Raw genomic sequence first — 16,285 nt, 5'->3', positions numbered from 1 at the left:
TTTGGGGAGGCGACCGCGCGCGCACCCCGCGGCTCGCGCTCCTAGACTCGCGAGCCACCAAGCCCCCGCCGGCTGCCACCAACAGTGGCCACCAATTCATGGGGTTATGGCCTGGTCACCCACCACTACGATTCCGGGAGCATCCGATATGTTGAAATCACCCCAGGTCAGCGCCATCAGCGCGGCCGTCGTCTATGCCTTGAGCGCCCTGGCCGCTGCCTCGGCCCAGGCGCAAACCGAAGCGCAGAAGATCGATCGCGTCGAGGTCACCGGCTCCGCCATCAAGCGCGTGGATGCCGAGACGGCCGTGCCCGTGACCGTGATCAAGATGTCTGACCTCAAGAGTGAGGGCATCAGCACCGTCGAACAGGTGGTGGCACGCCTGGCGGCCAGCCAGTCCAATACCGGCAGCTCGCAGGCCGTGGGTTCGGCATCGGGCGGCGCCGCGTTTGCCGACCTGCGCGGCATCGGCCGCAACAAGACCCTGGTGCTGCTGAACGGCCGCCGCATCGCCAACAACGCACTCGACGCCACCGCACCCGACCTGAACACCATTCCCTTCGCTGCGCTGGAACGCGTCGAAGTGCTGCGCGACGGCGCCTCCTCGCTGTATGGCACCGATGCCATCGGCGGCGTGATCAACTTCATCACCAAGAAGAGCTACAGCGGCGGCAGCCTGACGCTGGGCTACAGCTCGCCCGAGGACGAGGGCGGCAAGTCGCACAACGTCAATGCCAGCCTGGGCTATGGCGATCTCAGCCGCGACGGCTTCAACATCTACGCGCTGCTCGACGCCTCCAAGCAAAAGCCCATCCAGGCCAGCCAGCGACCCTATGTGGACCGCCAGACGCCCAAGACCTCGGGCTCGCCCTTCCCGGCCAACTACTTCCAGGAGGGCGACAGCGTCAACCCGATCGGCCCGAAGTGCGCGCCCCCCCTGGTGCTGCCTGACGGCATCAGTGGCTGCCTGTACTCCTACTCACGCCTGGTCCAGCTGGTGCCCGAGCAGGAGCGCATGTCGGGCCTGGTGAAGGCCAGCGTCGACCTGGGCGGCAGCCATTTGGCCAGCCTGGAATACTTCCGCACCTCCAGCATCAACAAGACCGTGGTCGCCGGCGTGCCCTATGGCGCACTGACGATGAACCCCGGCACCAAGTACTTCCCCGGCCAGGGCATCACCCCGCTGCCACCCGCGTCGGCCGGCATCGACCTGAGCCAGCCCATCACCGTGAAGTGGCGTGACGAGGTCAGCGGCGGCCGTGCCGACAAGTCCGACAACACCCAGCAGCGCCTGCTGCTGGCGCTGGATGGCACGCTGGCCAACTGGGACTACAAGGTCGGCGTCTCGCACAACACCAACGAGGTGAAGAACTTCCTGACCGGCGGCTATACCAACGGCACCATCATCACCCCCGGCGTGCGCGACGGCATCATCAACCCCTTCGGCGCACAAGACGACGCCGGCAAGGCGCTGATCGCCAAGGCCGCCGCCAGGGGCATGCTGTATTCGGGCACCGGCAAGGTCAGCACGGTGGACGCCTCGGCCAGCACCGAGCTGGGCGACTGGCTGGGTGCCGGCAACGCGACGCTGGCGCTGGGCGGCGAATTCCGCAAGGAGAACTTCGTCAACAAGGCCAACACCGAGTTTGCCGAGACGGTGATCGCCAGCACCGGCTATGACCCGGCCATCGACAACCGCGGCAGCCGCAAGGTCAGCGCCGTCTATGCCGAGCTGGCCCTGCCGCTGCTCAAGGGCCTGGAGCTGGGCATGGCCCTGCGCCACGACCGCTACAACGACTTCGGCAACACCACCAACCCCAAGTTCAGCCTGCGCTACCAGCCGAGCAAGAACCTGCTGCTGCGCGGCAGCTATTCGACCGGCTTCCGTGCCCCCTCGCTGTACGACCTGAACGCGCCGCAGACCTATACCAACACCGGCAACGCCTTTGACGATCCGCTGCGCTGCCCGGACGGCAAGCCCATTCCCGGCGCGCCCAAGGCCAACAACTGCGGCACCCAGTTCATGACGCTGGGCGGCGGCAACAAGAATCTGCGTCCCGAAACCGCCAAGAACGCCACGCTGGGCGTGGTGTTCGAGCCGGTGGCCGACCTCAGCCTGGGCATGGACCTGTGGTGGGTGCGCATCAAGGACTCGATCGGCGTGCTGCCCGAGACCACCATCTTCGGTGACCCGGTCAAGTACAAGGACAGCTTCCGCCGCGCCCCCGACGGCTCGCTCTCCACCGACGGCTCGCTGTGCCCCGGCCCGAAGTGCGGCTATATCTTCAACCCCACGCTCAACCTGGGTGGCGTGATCACCAACGGCATCGACGCCAGCCTGAACTACCGCCTGCGCACCGCCGATGCCGGCACCTTCACGGTCAACGCCAACGGCACCTATGTCGTGCGCTACAACTACCAGGACGAGCCCGGCGGCGCCTGGAACGAGAACGAAGGCGCTTATGTCGGCACCAACCCGATCTTCCGCTGGTCGCACGCGATCACGTTCGGCTGGAGCCAGGGCGCCTACGCGCTCGGCGCCACCAACCGCTATCGCACCGGCTACCTGGACCAGAACAAGAAGGACACGGTGCCGGCCGATTCGATCTGGGATGTCTACGGCAGCTGGAAGCCCGTCAAGGGCGTGACCCTGACGGCCGGCGTGCGCAATGTGTTTGACACCGAGCCGCCGTTCTCGCGTCAAAACGCCACCTTCCAGACCGGCTACGACCCGCGCTTCGCCGACGCCGTGGGCCGCAGCTACTACGTGCGCGCAGGCTACGAGTTCTAAGTCAGCGTCGCTCACGTGCAAGGGGCGCCCATGCCTTGGGCGCCCTTTTTCTTTGCGCGCTTGCGCGGCGCCAGCGAAGGCGCGACGATGGGCCATGAGCACCCACACCACCCTCCTACGCCTTGGCGGCATCACCCTGCTGGCCCTCGCCGCCGCGGCCTGCAATAGCGCGCCCAAGGTGGAGGCCAGGGACAGCGCCACGCTGCTGAAGGACATCAAGGCCGAGATCGGCGATGCCGCCTGCGACGCGCCGCAGCAATGCCGCAGCATCGCGGTGGGCCACAAGTCCTGCGGCGGGCCGGAGGGCTATCTGGCCTGGTCCAGCAAGCGCAGCGATGCGGCCAAGCTCCAGACCCTGGTCGAACAGCATGCTGCCGCGCGCCGGGCCGAGAACCTGCGCAGCGGCATGATGTCCGACTGCCGCCTCGTCACCGACCCGGGCAGCAGCTGCCAGGCGGGGCGCTGCAGCCTGCTGGCCGGCGGCGGCGCGGGCGCCACCGGCCAGCAGTAGGGCCCAAGACAAAGGCCGCAGCCCTTGCGGGTTGCGGCCTCAAAAAAGTCAGACGTTTGGCGCAGTCTCTGGCCGCTTGGCCGGAGACTGCGTTGCCGCCTTGCTTAGTTGCTCATCGGCACCAGCTTGTGTGCGCTGGTTTCCACCGGCTCGCTCACCGGCAGGCCGCCGTTGGTCTCGACGCGCACCACCGTGGTGGCTTGCACCGTACCGCCGGCGTCCTTGAACTGCACGCCACCGAGGTAGCGGCCCGATGCGGCCAGACCCGACCAGAGCAGGCCCACCGTGGCCGAGCTGTTGGCGTAGACGGTGCTGGGCAGCATGGCGCGGAAGTTGCCGCCGGTGTCGCCCACCTTGACGACCCAGGTCGACAGGCGGTGCGTCATCGCATCCGAGCCACCGTAGGCGGCCACGCAGACGCGATAGTTGCCGGCCGCCGGGGCGCTGACCTGCGCCGCTTCGTTGGAACCATCGTTGCCCGAGTACACCCAGCCGCCCGTCGGCGTCAGGATGCCCATGTCGTTGTCGTCCCCGGCACCGCTGACGTCCGCCTGGCGCAGCGCCGCACGCAGCACCACGGTGTTGGCGGGCACGGCGATGTTGTAGACCTTCACGTCGGGCAGATCGGCACCGGCCTGGCAGGCTGCCTTCAGCTGTGCCGAGTTCTTGCCGCCTTCAGCCAGCGTCACGGCATCACCCATGGTCACCGGGCTCAGGCCACCCACGGCGGAACCCATGCGGCCGGCAAAGCCGGTCTTCACGGTGATCAGCTTGTTGCCGGAAGCCGTGTTGGCGACCAGGCCGGCGGGCGCGCTGATGGGCTTGCCGATGCGTGCCTGGATGGGGCTGCGCACCACATGGCTGCCGTCGGTCCAGCTCAGCGAGCCGAACTGCCAGGCGTTGACGGCGGCACCGGCGCCGGTCAGCTTGACCGTGAAGGACTTGGTCTCACCCGGGTTCAGGCTCAGCGTGCTGGGCGTCACCACCGTGGTGAAGCCGGGCACCGAGGCCGTTGCCGTGTAGGTGGCAGCGCTGCCGCCCACATTGGTGACGCGGCGCGTCACCGTGGCGGTGCCCATCACATTGCCCACCGTGATCGAAGGCAGGTTGAGGTTGTAGGTCTCGTCCAGCGTGCCATAGGTGGTGCAATCCGCAGCCGGCACAGCGGGCTTGTTGACCTTGCACTGGTACTTCACGTAGTCGGCCTTGCCGGCGTCGTACACCAGGCCCGGATCGGTGGCCTTGTTGGGATCCACATGGCCGGCACCCTGGGCCCAGGGCAGCAGACCGTTCTGGTCGCCGGGCAGGCCGTCGTTCAGGGTCGAGTAGCCGGTGGTCATCAGGGCCGACTTGATCGCCGCGGGCGACCAGCTCGGGTGCGCCTGCTTGATCAGCAGCGCCAGGCCGGCCACATGCGGGCTGGACATCGAGGTGCCCTGGTAGGAGGCCCAGGCCGGCGGCGGCACCAGCGTGCCGTTGGCCACCGCATTGCGCTCGGCCTGGCTCAGATCCGCCGTCACGCTGGCGATCACGTCCACGCCGGGCGCGGTCAGGTCGGGCTTGAGAATGTTGCTGTCGCCCTGGTTGGGGCCACGCGAAGAGAAGCCGGCCATGATGGGCGCGGGCTTCTGGCCCACATAGAACTTGCCGATAGCCGCGGTGGCACCGGCGGTCTGGGCATAGGTCTTGATCGCAGCGCCGTCAGCCACCGTCACGTGGATGGTGGGCACCGAATGGGCCTCGGCCACCAGACCGCCGCCGTTGTCGACCAGGATCATGCCGACGCCGCCGGCCTGCTGCACGGCAAAGCTCTTGTCCACTCGGGCGTTGTTGCCGCGCGTGCAGACCACGATCTTGCCGGCCACCTTGGCCGGGTCGAGTTCCAGCGGATTGCTGAAGCACAGCTTCAGGTTGGCGCCGGCACCGGCGATGCCGGCATCCTCGGCGCGAATCAGCGGCGTGGCAGCCACCGGCGTGATATTGAGCGAGGCGCCCGAGACCTTGCTGCCATTGCCCAGATTGGCATCGGCCTGCATATTGCGATCATGCGTGGAAGCCGCCACCGTGGTCAGCCAGGGGCTGATGTGGGCCACCTGGTTGGCCGGGCCGCTGTTGCCGGCCGATGCGGCCACGAACACGCCCGCCAGCGAGGCGCGGTAGAAGGCCTGCTCGACCGGGTCGTTGACCGAGGTCTGCGAGCCGCTGATCGAGAAGTTGATGACGTTCACGCCATCGTTCACGGCGTCGTCGATGGCCTTCACCGAATCGGTGCTGTAGCAGGTGTTCTGGCTGCCCGTGCCGTCGGTGGCAGCGGGATTCGGGAAGGTCCAGCAGACCTTGTACGCGGCCACGCGGGCACGCGGTGCCATGCCGGAGGCCTGGCCCATGGCAATGCCCGAGACGATGGCAGTGGCGCCACTATTGCCCGCCGCCGTGGAAGCGGTGTGGTCGCCGTGGCCGCCGTGGCCGTTGGGGCCGGAACCCGAGTCGCGCGGCGAGTCGAAGTCCGTCCAGTGCATCACCGGCTGGTTGGCCTTGAAGGCGGCGTTGTAGAACTTGGCGCCGATCAGCTTGTTATTGCAATGCAGGGCCGGGTTGAAGCCCTCGCCGGCCACGCAGCCGCCATGGAAGCTGGCGGGCGCCGGGCCAAAGACCTGGGTGCCGGCCGGGTCGAAGGTGGGCACGCCATTGGCGTCCACGCGATCGGCAAAGGCGGGGTTCTCGGGCCAGATACCGCCGTCGATGATACCGACCACCATGCCCTCGCCCTTGTTGGCATTGCCGCCCACGGTCTGCGACCACAGGCCGCCGGGCGCGGTGAGCTTCAGGAAGTTGCTGGTGCTGATCGTGTCGTACTGGCGCGGCACGTCCTCGAACACGTCCACCACGCTCGGGCTGGACTTGAGCGCCAGCACCTCGGCCTCGGTCAGGCTGGCGGCAAAGCCGTTGAACACCGTCTTGTAGGTGGCCAGCAACGGGGCGTTGCCCACCAGCGCGATCACATTGTCCTGCTGCTTGCCCAGGTAATCGATATAGGCCTGCACGGCGGTGCTGCCGTACTTGAAGGTGCTGCCGGGCGCCGGTTGCGTCGCAGCCAGGCCGGCGACGCCACCCTGGTAGGTGGCGGCCGGCTCGTTGTTGAGCTGCACCAGATAGGTCTTGCGCTCCTGGGCCATGGCGGCGGTGGCCAGGCTCGAAAGCAGCACCAGGGTCGCCAGGGCTGCGGGCTTGAGTTTCATCGTCATGTCTTGTCCTTTTGTTCTTGCGCGTTGCTGGGGCTCAGACGGAGCGACGGCGGCTGCGTGCGAAGCCGGCCAGGCCCAGGGCCAGGGCCGTCAGCGCCAGGCTGGCAGGCTCGGGGATTTCGGCCAGGTTGAGGTTGTCAAGCGCGAACTGGGCACGGTCGCTACCGAAGGCCGAGCAGCTGCCGGCGGCATTGCAGGCGTAGCCGAACACGTACAGGGCGTCGAACTCGGTGCCGGCAAAGGCGGCGCTGGGGTTGTAGTGGTTGAAGTTCAGCGCGCCCTGTGCGTCTGGGCCTGCCAGCTGGTAGGTGCTGGTCAGGAAGCCGCTGCCGTCGGCCTTGTGGCCCTGCAGTCGGATCAGACCCGCCACGGCGGGCAGGGGATCGCCATTGCCGACGAAGCCGGCGTCGAAACCCTTGACCTGGAAGCGCGCGCCGTTCATGCGGCCCACAGCCATCGCGCCGTCGTTCAGGCCGGTGAAGAAGTTCGTCTTGTTGTTGCTGGGGCAGACCACGCCCATGCAGGTGCCGCCAAGATCGGCGCCGTCGACGATGGCACCCACCAGATCGCCAAGCTGCGCATTGGCGGCATTGGAGAAGGGGTCCATCCAGTAACCCGTTTGGTAGAACTCGTCGCCATGGCCGAAGAACGGCATCGTGGGCGCATTGGGCGTGCTCAGCAGCCCATCGAAGGTGACGATGCTGGCGCTGGCCGTGCCCGCTACGCCGCACAGCGCTGCCAAGGCCAGCGCGGATTTGATCAAAGACCGCTTCATAAAAAATCCTTCTCCTGTTACCAATGATGTTGGTGTCTTGCACCCGAATTTTTTGGCTGGCAGCTACACCCCGGGGATACCGGGCAAGCGCCACACTGGCCGCCCAACGCAGAGAATCCGAATGAGGCCGAACAACAACGCGTGCGTCAGGATGCGGATTCTGATCAGAGCCGTGGCGATGGACATACTGAGTTGCCCCGCCCCCGAGTTAGGGGTATCCAGGGTAAATACGGACAGGTGCACAGGGGCGTGCGCGCCGTGGCGCGCTAGCACTCAGGGGCCGGGGGCCGAGGCCGCAGGCGCCGTGGGGTCAGGTTTTGCCTGGGCGGGAGCGGTTTTGAAGAGCCAATCGCTGGCATGCGATGCAGGGCTGCCGGCGTCGCCGAGCTGCCGCAGCAAGACCTGCTCCGAACGGCTGCGCACGCCCTCGAACCCCCGCGGATCGGCGGGTGCCGCAAGTAACACCCAGTCGGGTTTGCCGGTGAAAGGGTCGGCATAAACGCGACGCAGGTGGTGGCGCGGCTTGATGCCACGGCCATCGCGCAGCAGGTCTTCGAAGCTATGCGGGTAGTTGGGAGGCTGGCTCGGGCTGGCCAGCAGATAGCTTTCGATCGCGCGCGCGATCTCCTGACCGCGGAACTCCAGCTCGCGCTCGCGCTCGCGCTGCGCCGCGGTACTCCAGTGCTGGCCCAGCGCCGCCAGCGCGGCCGAGGTGATGGCCACGAAGAACAGCATGCCCAGATAGGTAAACCCCGGCTGGAGCTTCTTCTCACCAGTCCGCATACAAGCGTCCGTCGCTGCCGCGCCCGGCCGCGCCGCTGCGCAGGTCGTAGAGCTGGCCCTTGAGCTGCGCATCCGGTGGCGGGCCGAGTTCGACCCAGCCATCGCGCCGGCCCAAGAGCGGGTCTTCGGGGATCTCGCGCAGATAGCGCGCCTCGGCCAGCTGCTGCAGCGAATCGGGGTAACGGCCCTTGTCGGCCGCGTACTGGTCGATCGCGTCGCGCATCACGTTCAGCGAGCTACGCAGCGCGGTCTCGCGCGATTTCTGCAGGCTGTTGAAGTAGCGCGGCGCGGCGATGCTGGCGAGCAGGGCCACGATCGCCATCACGACAATCAATTCAATCAGGGTGAAGCCACGCTGTCGCATGCCTACCAGTCCTTGTACAGCGTGCCGTCGAGCGCGCGGCGCTCGGAGCGGGAATAGACGTCGAACACATCGCGGCCGGCGCGGGGTTCATCGGGCGGGCTGTCGGCGGCGCGCAGGCCCCAGCTCTCCTCGGGCGTCAGGGCCGGGTCGGCCAGCGGGTCGCGCGGCAGGCGGCGCAGGAAGTAGAGCTTGCGGCCGTTCGCCGATTTCACATCCGGCACGCCCTTCACCAGCGCCAGCAGATCGGGCGGGTAGCCGCTGTCCTCGGGGCTGAGCTGGATATGGCCCTCGGCGGCGGCGCGCTTGTAGGCGTCGAGCGCGCCGCGCAGCGTGCGCAGCGCCTCGCGCAGCGCGAACTCCTGGCTGCGCTGCACCGACAGCAGCAGCACCGGCCGCGCCGCCATCGCCAGCACGCTGAGCATGGCCAGCACCACCAGCATTTCGATCAGCGTGAAGCCGCGCGCGCGCATGCCCTTACTTCGCAGCCTCTACCGCGACAAGCCCGGAACCTTCGAGCCGCACCGGCGGCGTCTCGCCGTTCAGGCCGCTGGCCTGCAGGCCGCCCACGCTCACGGTCAGCGGCTGGCCCGTCGCGGCCGGCAGGGCGCGCAGCACGATGACGCGCTCGCCACGCGGCGCCAGCTCGAAGCTGGCGCGGCCGGGCACGGCACCCGGCAGGTTCTGCGCCAGCTGCAGCTTGGCGGGGTCGAACTCGAGTTCGCCCTTGACCGAGAAGCCGCTGTCCTGCTTGAGCGTCACCGAAACCGTGCCGCCGGCCGGGATCTGCGGCGTCACATCCATCTTCAGCGTCACCTCGGCGCTTGCTGCCGCGTCCGCTGCCGGCCGCGACAGCGCGGCCTGGCCACTCAGCCCCACGCCCACCCGCGCGCTGGACTTCAGCCGGCTGCTGAACGCGCCCGGCGAGGCATCGGTACCGCCGGGCAGCTGGGTCAGGCCGGCGTCGGGCAGGGCCAGGTTGCGCACGATGCGCGGCGTGATCAGCAGCACCACCTCGGTCTTGGCGCGGTTGTCGGTCTGCACGCCGAACAGCTTGCCCAAGAGCGGCAGGCCGGAGAGGCCCGGCACGCCGGTAGCGCTGCGGCGGTCTTCGTCGCTGATCAGGCCGGCCAGCACCTGGGTCTCGCCGTCGGCCAGGCGCAAGGTGGTGTTGGTCTGGCGTGTGCCGATCTCGTAGGCGGTGGTGCCGCCCGGGCCGGTGACCTGACGGATCAGGTTGCTGACCTCCAGATTGACCTTGATGGCCACATCGTTGTCGAGCTGTATGGTGGGCTCGACCTCGAGCTTCAGGCCCACGTCCAGATAGGAGACCGAGGCCGCCACCGAGGAGGTCTGGGCGAAATTGGTGGTGGTGGTGAAGACCGGCACCTTCTGCCCGATCAGCACCTTGGCCTTGTCGCGGTTGCGCACGCGGATCTTGGGATTGGCCAGCAGATTGGTATTGCCCGAGGTGCCCTTGAGGGTGGCCACCACGGCCGGGTTGGCGATGCTGGCGCGGAACTCGTCGCGCCGGCCCAGCAGCACCTGGCCACTCGCAACGCCATTGCCCCCCGGCAGGCCGTAGGAGACCGTCTCCGGCCATTGCAGCCCCAGCTGGTCGACATGGTCGGTGGCCAGCTCCATCACCTCCACCTCCAGCATCACCTCGGGCTCGGGCAGGTCCACCGAGGCGATCAGGCGCTCCACCAGGCGCAGCACCTCGGGGGTGTCGCGCACCACCATCAGGTTGAGGCGCTCGTCGATATGGATGTCGCGCACCTTGGCAATCGCGCGCACCATCGCCTGCACCTGCTTCACATCGGCGTTAGTCAGGTAGAGCGTGCGGGTGATCAGCTCCTGGTGCTCGCGCTGCTTGCCCTGGGTGGCCGGGAAGATCATCACCGAGCTCTCGTTGAGCAGCTTGCGGTCGAGCTGCTGGGTGGCGAGGATCACGCGCATGGCCTCGTCCAGGCTGACATTGCGCAGGAAGATCGTCACCTTGGCGTCCGAGCGCACGTCCTTGTCGAACACGAAGTTGATATTGCTTGAGCGCGCCAGCGCCTCGAACACCTGGCGCAGCGGTGCCTCGCGGAACTCCAGCGTGACCGGCTTCTGAAACGCCGGGCCCAGCTCGCCGATGGCGTATTCCAGCGGCCTGGCCTGGGCGATCTGGCTCAGCAGCAGGCGCGCGCCGGGGTGCTGCGGCGATTCGGCCAGGATGCCGCGCGCGGCGTTCTCGGCAAGGGACAGCTGGCCCTCGCGCAGGGCGGCACGGCCCTGCAACAGGGCCGCGTCCTGGCGCGCGCCACGCCCGATCTCGGCATCAAACCACTCCAGCCGCCCATGCTTGGGATCCAGCTCGCGCAGGCGCTGCAAGACCTCGCGTGCCTCGTCCCAGCGCGAGGCCAGGCGCGCACCCTCGATCTGCATCAGCAGGCGCGCCTTGAGCTGATCGGCCACGCGCAGCTGCGCGGCGCGCAAGGCTTGCTCCTGCGGCGCCTCGCGCAGAGCCTGCTGCAGCAGGGCGTGAGCCTGCGGCAGCTGGTTGCTGCGCACCAGCTCGTCGGCCTGGCGCAGCGCGGGATGGCCGCAGCCCGCCAGCACCAGCATCAGCGTGACAAGGGCGAAGTGGTGAATGCGCTTCATGGTACGGGTCGGAATGCGACGTTGACTGGCAGCTTGGCGGGCAACCAGAGGAGTTGGAGGCCGCTGGGGCTGATGCGTTCGACGCGCCATTGGCCGTCGATCACATCACCCACGCGGACGTTCAGGCTGCGCGCCGGGCCGGCCAGGAACACCTGGCTCGCGCCCGCCACACCAGGCTCTTCCAGGCGGCCGATCAGCTGATAGGGGAAGCCCGGCGCCACCGGCGGCGGTGCTGGCGCAGGTGGTGGGGGTGGCGGCGGAGGCGGGGGCGGCGGCGGCATCCAGGCCGCCAGCGCGCTGTCCGGCACCGCCGGCCAGGGTGCGCGCTGCAGCGCCACGAAGCGCGGCGGCTCGCTCGCCGCCGGCGCGGGCGCAGCCGCCCTGGACCCTCCACCCACCGCGGGCGCGGCAGGTGCTGCAGCACGGCGCGCCCCGGCCGTGGCCTGCACCGGCGCCTCGTCGTCCTCGGCCTGCGCGGCCCAGAGCGTGGCGGCCACCGTGGCCGCCAGCGCCACGCCAAGGGCCAGCTGGCGCTTGCCGATGTTGCTGCGCTCCTTCATGGCTGGGCCTCCTTGGCCGGGGCGGCGCCCGGGTGGCGCGCATGCAGCGACCACAGCAGCTCGGCGTCCACCTCGGCCGTCTGCGGATTGGCGCGGCGCAGCTTCAGGCTGTCCAGGCTCAGGCCCGGGTCCTGCAGCAGGGCCGCGTCGATGTAACCGCGCACTTGCGCATAGCCGCCCTGCACCGGCATGGTGACGCGCATGCGCTCCAGGCCCGCGCTGGCGTCCAGCGTGAGGCGGTGCTCGGTGCGGTTGCTGACCAGGCCCTGGCGCAGGCCCAGCTCCAGCAGATCGGCCAGGCGTTGCTGGCGCAGCTCGGCCGCCGGCAGGCTCAGCTGCCATTGCTGCGGCGTGAGCGCGGCGGGGCCGCTGGCAGGCGCGGCCGGGGCCCGCAGGCGCAGCTGGCGCTGCAAGTGATCGGCCTCGCCCTGCAGGCGCGCCGTCTGCGCCTCCCAGCGCGGCAGCAGGCCCAGGGCCAGGCCCGCCGCCCCGGCCAGCAAGGCCAGGGCCAGCCAACCGGGCCAGCCCAGCGACCTGACGAATTGCATCAGCGGCCTCATCATGGCTGCTTCTCCTTGACGGGCAGGCTGGCCTGCAGGGCCTGGGGCTTGAGCTTGGCGACCAGCTCGAAGCGCTGGCCGCTCAGGCCCTCGCCGCCGTTCTGGAAGCGCCCCAACACCACCTCGCCCCAGCCGGGCGCGGCGCTCAGGCGGTCCACCAGCTGCAGGGCCACGGCCTTGTCGCTGGCCAAGCCTTCCAGGCGCAGCTCCAGGCGGCCCATATTGAAGTCCAGGCCCAGCCAGTGGATCGCGCCGGGCGCGCCGGTGAGGCCCGCCTGCTCGACGTTGGCAAGCAGATGCCCCCAGGGCTGCGCCAGCAGGCGCTGCACCTCGGCCAAGCTGCGCTGGCGCTCCTGCTCGAGCGGATCGGTGCGCGTGGGCGTGGCGCGTGCCGCGGCCGCAGCCACCGGCGCGCCGCGCTGTTGTTGCTGCAGCTGCAGCTTCAGGCTGGCCAGGCGGGTCTGGGCCTGCTGCATGGCCTGGTGGCCGTCCCAGGCGCTCCAGCCGGCGGCCGCCAGCACCAGCGCGCCGGTGGCCGCCAGCGGCCAGGCCAGCGGCGAGCGCGCCTGGGCCTGCGCAATGAAATCGGGCCGCGGCGCCGCCGCCCAGGGCTGGGCGGGCCTGGCCAAGAGCTCGGCCGCGGGCGCCTGGCCATCCAGCCGGCCCAGCAGACGCACGCCCGGCCAGGCCAGCGGGGTGGCGGCCTCCAGGCCATAGCCGCACAGCAGCACCTCCATGCCCTCGCGCCGCAGCTCGGCCAGGGCCTCGCCCAGCGCGGCCAGCGTGGCCGCTTCGAGGCGCTGGTGGCGCAAGACCTGGCACCGGCCCTCGCGCAGCTCGGCCCAGGTCAGCAGGCTGCCTTCCACCCAGGCCAGCGCGGCCTGCGGTGCGCGCAACCATTGCGGCTGCTGTGCGGCCAGGGCCTGCAGTACGGCGGCCCAGGCGGGGCGCAGGCTCAGCACGCGCACCTGCTGGGCCGCCAGGCTGGCCTGGGCGGCCGGCCAGTCCAGGCCCTGCAGGGCGCTGGCGCCCTTGGCACCCGCCGCGGCCCAGCCGGCGATGGCCCAGCGCTGCGCGGGCGCACCAAAGTAATGGCCGAAGAGCTGGCGCGCATAGGCGGCAACGGCCGCATCGTCGGCCAGGGGCAGGCCGGGCTCGCTGAGCAGATGCGCCAGCAGCTGCTCGGACACCACCAGCTCCAGCGCCGTGCCCGCATGCGCGGCGGCCCAATCGGCCAGGCTGGCGCCCTGCAGCTGCGCGCGCCCATCCAGCCACAGCTGCTGCGGCCGCGCCAGGCGCGCACGCAGGCCGCGCCGCCAGCGCAAGACCTGACCCTTGGCCCTCATATGGTTGTTCTCACTCCTCAAGGGTGACACGCTCCAGCTCCTCGAAGGTGGTGACGCCGCGGCACACCGCCTGCAGCGCCAGCGTGCGCAGCGGCTTCATGCCGCGGCTGCGCGCCGCTTCCTTGATCTGCGACATCGGGGCACGCGCCGCGATCAGGTCGCGCAGGCCATCGTCGAGCTTGAGCAGCTCGGCCACCGCGCGCCGGCCGCGATAGCCGGTGCCACGGCAATGGCCGCAGCCCTCGCCCTTCATATAAGTCCCCTCATCGGCCCTCAAACCATGCCGCGCCAAGGTAGCCGCGTCGGGCACAAAGGGCCGCGCGCAATGCCGGCAGTTCAGTCGCATCAGGCGCTGCGCCAGCACCGCGTTGAGCGCCGAGACCACGTTGTACAGGTCCAGCCCCATGTGCATGAAGCGGCCGATCACGTCGAAGGCGTTGTTGGCATGCACGGTGGAGAACACCAGGTGGCCGGTGAGGGCGGCCTGCACCGCGATCTGCGCGGTCTCGGCATCGCGGATCTCGCCCACCATCACGCGGTCCGGGTCGTGGCGCAGGATGGAGCGCAGGCCGCGCGAGAAGGTCAGGCCTTTCTTCTCGTTCACCGGGATCTGCACCACGCCGGGCAGCTGGTATTCCACCGGGTCTTCGATGGTGATGATCTTGTCCTGGCCGGTGTGGATCTCGGCCAGGGTGGCGTAGAGCGTGGTGGTCTTGCCGCTGCCGGTGGGGCCGGTGACCAGCAGCATGCCATGCGGCTGGCGTGCCTGGGCGCGGATGGCGGCGCGCTCCTCCTCATCGAAGCCCAGCGCATCCAGCGTCAGCTGGCCTGCGCTTTGCTCAATACGGGCGCGGTCCAGCACGCGCACCACCGCGTCCTCGCCGAACACGCTGGGCATGATGGAGAGGCGGAAGTCGATCTCGCGCCCCTGCACCTTCAACTTGAAGCGGCCGTCCTGCGGCAGGCGGCGCTCGCCGATGTCCAGCTCGGACATGACCTTGAGCCGCGACACCAGCTGCTCGGCCACCGCCGCGCCGTCCACCTGGCGCACCTGGGCCATCACGCCGTCGATGCGGAAGCGGATCACCGCACCGCGCGCCGTGCATTCGATGTGCACATCGCTGGCGCCGTCCTGCAGCGCGTCGTAGAGCGTGGCGTTGAGCAGGCGCACCACCGGGCTCGCCTGCTCGGAGAGGCGCAGGGCCGAGAGCTCCTCGGCATCGGCCGCATGGGTCTCGCTGCCGGCCATGGCCTCGTCCACGTCCGAGAGCGCGCGGAAATCGGCCTCGCCCGCGCCCAGCCAATGCTCCACCGCCGCCGCCTCGCAGACCCGCCAGCGCACCGGCGCCTGCAGGCGCGACTCCACGCTTTGCAGCAGCAGGCCGTCGAGCGCGCGATCGGCCAGCAGGGTGCAGCGGCCGGCGGCGTTGACCGCCAGCACGGCGCGCCAGCGCTGCGCCTGGGCCTGCGGCCAGCGCTCGAAATCCAGATGCCAGGGCGCCTGTTCGGCGGGCAGCCAATGGGCCAGGGAGGTTACATCGCTCACTGGACCTGCTCCACCAGTTGAAAGATCGGGAGATACATCAGCACGATGATGCCGCCTATCAGCACGCCCATCACCAGCATCAGCGCCGGGTTGATGGCGCGCGTCAGCAGCTCGGTGAGGCGCACCGCCTCTTCGTCGTGAAAGGCCGCGGCGCGCTCCAGCATCGCCGCCAACTCGCCGCTGCGTTCGCCCACCCGCACCATGCGGCGCGCCACCGGGGTGGCCAGATCATGGGCCTCCAGCGCGTCCGAAAAACGCTCGCCGCGCGCGATCTGCTCGGCCGCCGCCGCCACCGCGGGCCGCCAGGGCAGGGCCACCACGTCGCGCACGATGTTGAGGGCCGGCAGCACCGGCACGCCCGAGGCCAGCAGCATGCCCATGCTGCGATACAGCCGCGCCAAGGCCAGCACGCGCAGGCGCGGGCCCAGGCCGGGGAAGGTCCAGAGGCTGGCCTGCACGCGCTCGCGCAAGGGCTTGTGCCGGAACACCGCCAGCCCCAGCATGGCAAGACCTGACACCGCGCCCAGCAACAGCCAGGGATGCGCGCCGGCGGTCTGGCCGAAGGTGATGAGGATGCGCGAGCCCCAGGGCAGCTCGTTGCCCAGGCCATCGAGGATGCCGGCAAAGCGCGGCAGCACGAAGAGCAAGAGGAACATGATCACCGCCGAGCCCACCACCAGCAGCATGGCCGGGTAGACGCAGGCGGCGATCAGGCGCGCGCGCAGGCTTTCCACCCAGGCCAGGTAGCGCGCATGCTGGGCCAGCGCCGCGGCGAGCTGGCCGGTCTTCTCATTCGCCGCCACGATGGCACAGATCAGCTCGTCAAAGGCCTCGGGGTGCTGGCGCAGCGCCGCCGAGAGCGGCTGGCCCTGCTGCACCGCCTCGGCCACGCCGTCCAGTGCCTGGCGCACGCCCTCGCTGGCCTCCTTCTCGCGCAAGGTGCTCAGGGCCTCCAGCAGGCTGATGCCGGCATCCAGCAGCACGGCGAGTTCCTGGCTGAAGAGCTGCAGCGGGAAACGCTTGGCGCTGCGCCTGAAGCGGCGCGCTGCCGGCGCGCTGGCGCCCAGTTCGCGCACTTCCAGCACATGCTGGGGCAGCACGCCCAGGGCCGCTGCCACGGCCTGGCGGTCCGCGGCCTCGACACGGCGTTGCTGCACCACC

13 protein-coding genes are annotated in these 16,285 nt (G+C 69.6%); 2 read left to right on the top strand and 11 right to left on the bottom strand.

From position 1 onward, the window contains the following. The first annotated feature begins 148 nt into the window (after positions 1-148). Positions 149-2,791: a TonB-dependent receptor gene (locus WG898_RS13110; RefSeq protein WP_339603242.1), complete on the top strand. Its 2,643-nt coding sequence runs from the start codon at positions 149-151 to the stop codon at positions 2,789-2,791. A gap of 94 nt (positions 2,792-2,885) precedes the next feature. Then, entirely contained in the window at positions 2,886-3,302 is a 417-nt protein-coding gene (locus WG898_RS13105) for a hypothetical protein (RefSeq protein ID WP_339603241.1), read from the top strand. A 104-nt stretch (positions 3,303-3,406) separates the two neighbouring features. Here the strand turns inward: WG898_RS13105 and WG898_RS13100 are convergent, their stop codons facing one another. The 11 genes from WG898_RS13100 to WG898_RS13050 all read right to left on the bottom strand — a co-directional run bounded on the left by WG898_RS13100 (position 3,407) and on the right by WG898_RS13050 (position 16,281). Beyond that, positions 3,407-6,547, bottom strand: a complete 3,141-nt coding sequence (locus WG898_RS13100) for a S8 family peptidase (RefSeq protein WP_339603240.1) — start codon at positions 6,545-6,547, stop codon at positions 3,407-3,409. A gap of 34 nt (positions 6,548-6,581) precedes the next feature. After that, positions 6,582-7,322, bottom strand: a complete 741-nt coding sequence (locus WG898_RS13095; RefSeq protein ID WP_339603239.1) for an NF038120 family PEP-CTERM protein — start codon at positions 7,320-7,322, stop codon at positions 6,582-6,584. Positions 7,323-7,595: 273 nt separating this feature from the next. Next, complete coding sequence (locus WG898_RS13090; RefSeq protein ID WP_339603238.1) at positions 7,596-8,105, bottom strand: type II secretion system protein; 510 nt, start codon at positions 8,103-8,105, stop codon at positions 7,596-7,598. Continuing rightward, positions 8,092-8,469, bottom strand: coding sequence for a type II secretion system protein (locus WG898_RS13085; protein ID WP_339603237.1), 378 nt, complete (start codon positions 8,467-8,469; stop codon positions 8,092-8,094). Before WG898_RS13085 ends, WG898_RS13090 begins: the two co-directional genes overlap by 14 nt. Positions 8,470-8,471: 2 nt before the next feature. Continuing rightward, positions 8,472-8,939 carry a type II secretion system protein gene (locus WG898_RS13080; RefSeq protein ID WP_339603236.1) on the bottom strand — a complete coding sequence of 156 codons (468 nt, stop codon included), beginning with the start codon at positions 8,937-8,939 and terminating at the stop codon, positions 8,472-8,474. 4 nt (positions 8,940-8,943) lie between these two features. Then, entirely contained in the window at positions 8,944-11,112 is a 2,169-nt protein-coding gene (locus WG898_RS13075) for a secretin GspD/PilQ domain-containing protein (RefSeq protein WP_339603235.1), read from the bottom strand. After that, on the bottom strand, positions 11,109-11,672 hold the full coding sequence (locus WG898_RS13070; RefSeq protein WP_339603234.1) for a hypothetical protein: 564 nt from the start codon (positions 11,670-11,672) through the stop codon (positions 11,109-11,111). Before WG898_RS13070 ends, WG898_RS13075 begins: the two co-directional genes overlap by 4 nt. Then, entirely contained in the window at positions 11,669-12,235 is a 567-nt protein-coding gene (locus WG898_RS13065) for a hypothetical protein (RefSeq protein ID WP_339603233.1), read from the bottom strand. The genes WG898_RS13070 and WG898_RS13065 overlap by 4 nt, the downstream gene beginning before the upstream one ends. Continuing rightward, positions 12,232-13,608 carry a PilN family protein gene (locus WG898_RS13060; protein ID WP_339603232.1) on the bottom strand — a complete coding sequence of 459 codons (1,377 nt, stop codon included), beginning with the start codon at positions 13,606-13,608 and terminating at the stop codon, positions 12,232-12,234. Before WG898_RS13060 ends, WG898_RS13065 begins: the two co-directional genes overlap by 4 nt. Continuing rightward, complete coding sequence (locus tag WG898_RS13055) at positions 13,589-15,124, bottom strand: GspE/PulE family protein (RefSeq protein ID WP_339603231.1); 1,536 nt, start codon at positions 15,122-15,124, stop codon at positions 13,589-13,591. The genes WG898_RS13060 and WG898_RS13055 overlap by 20 nt, the downstream gene beginning before the upstream one ends. Beyond that, positions 15,121-16,281 carry a type II secretion system F family protein gene (locus WG898_RS13050; protein ID WP_339603230.1) on the bottom strand — a complete coding sequence of 387 codons (1,161 nt, stop codon included), beginning with the start codon at positions 16,279-16,281 and terminating at the stop codon, positions 15,121-15,123. The genes WG898_RS13055 and WG898_RS13050 overlap by 4 nt, the downstream gene beginning before the upstream one ends. Positions 16,282-16,285 lie beyond the last annotated feature (4 nt).

This window comes from Paucibacter soli (assembly GCF_037482845.1).
In the GTDB taxonomy this organism is placed as follows: domain Bacteria; phylum Pseudomonadota; class Gammaproteobacteria; order Burkholderiales; family Burkholderiaceae_C; genus Paucibacter_B; species Paucibacter_B soli.
Note: the sequence above shows the minus strand (reverse complement) of the source record. Positions and strands in the feature narration are given on the sequence as shown.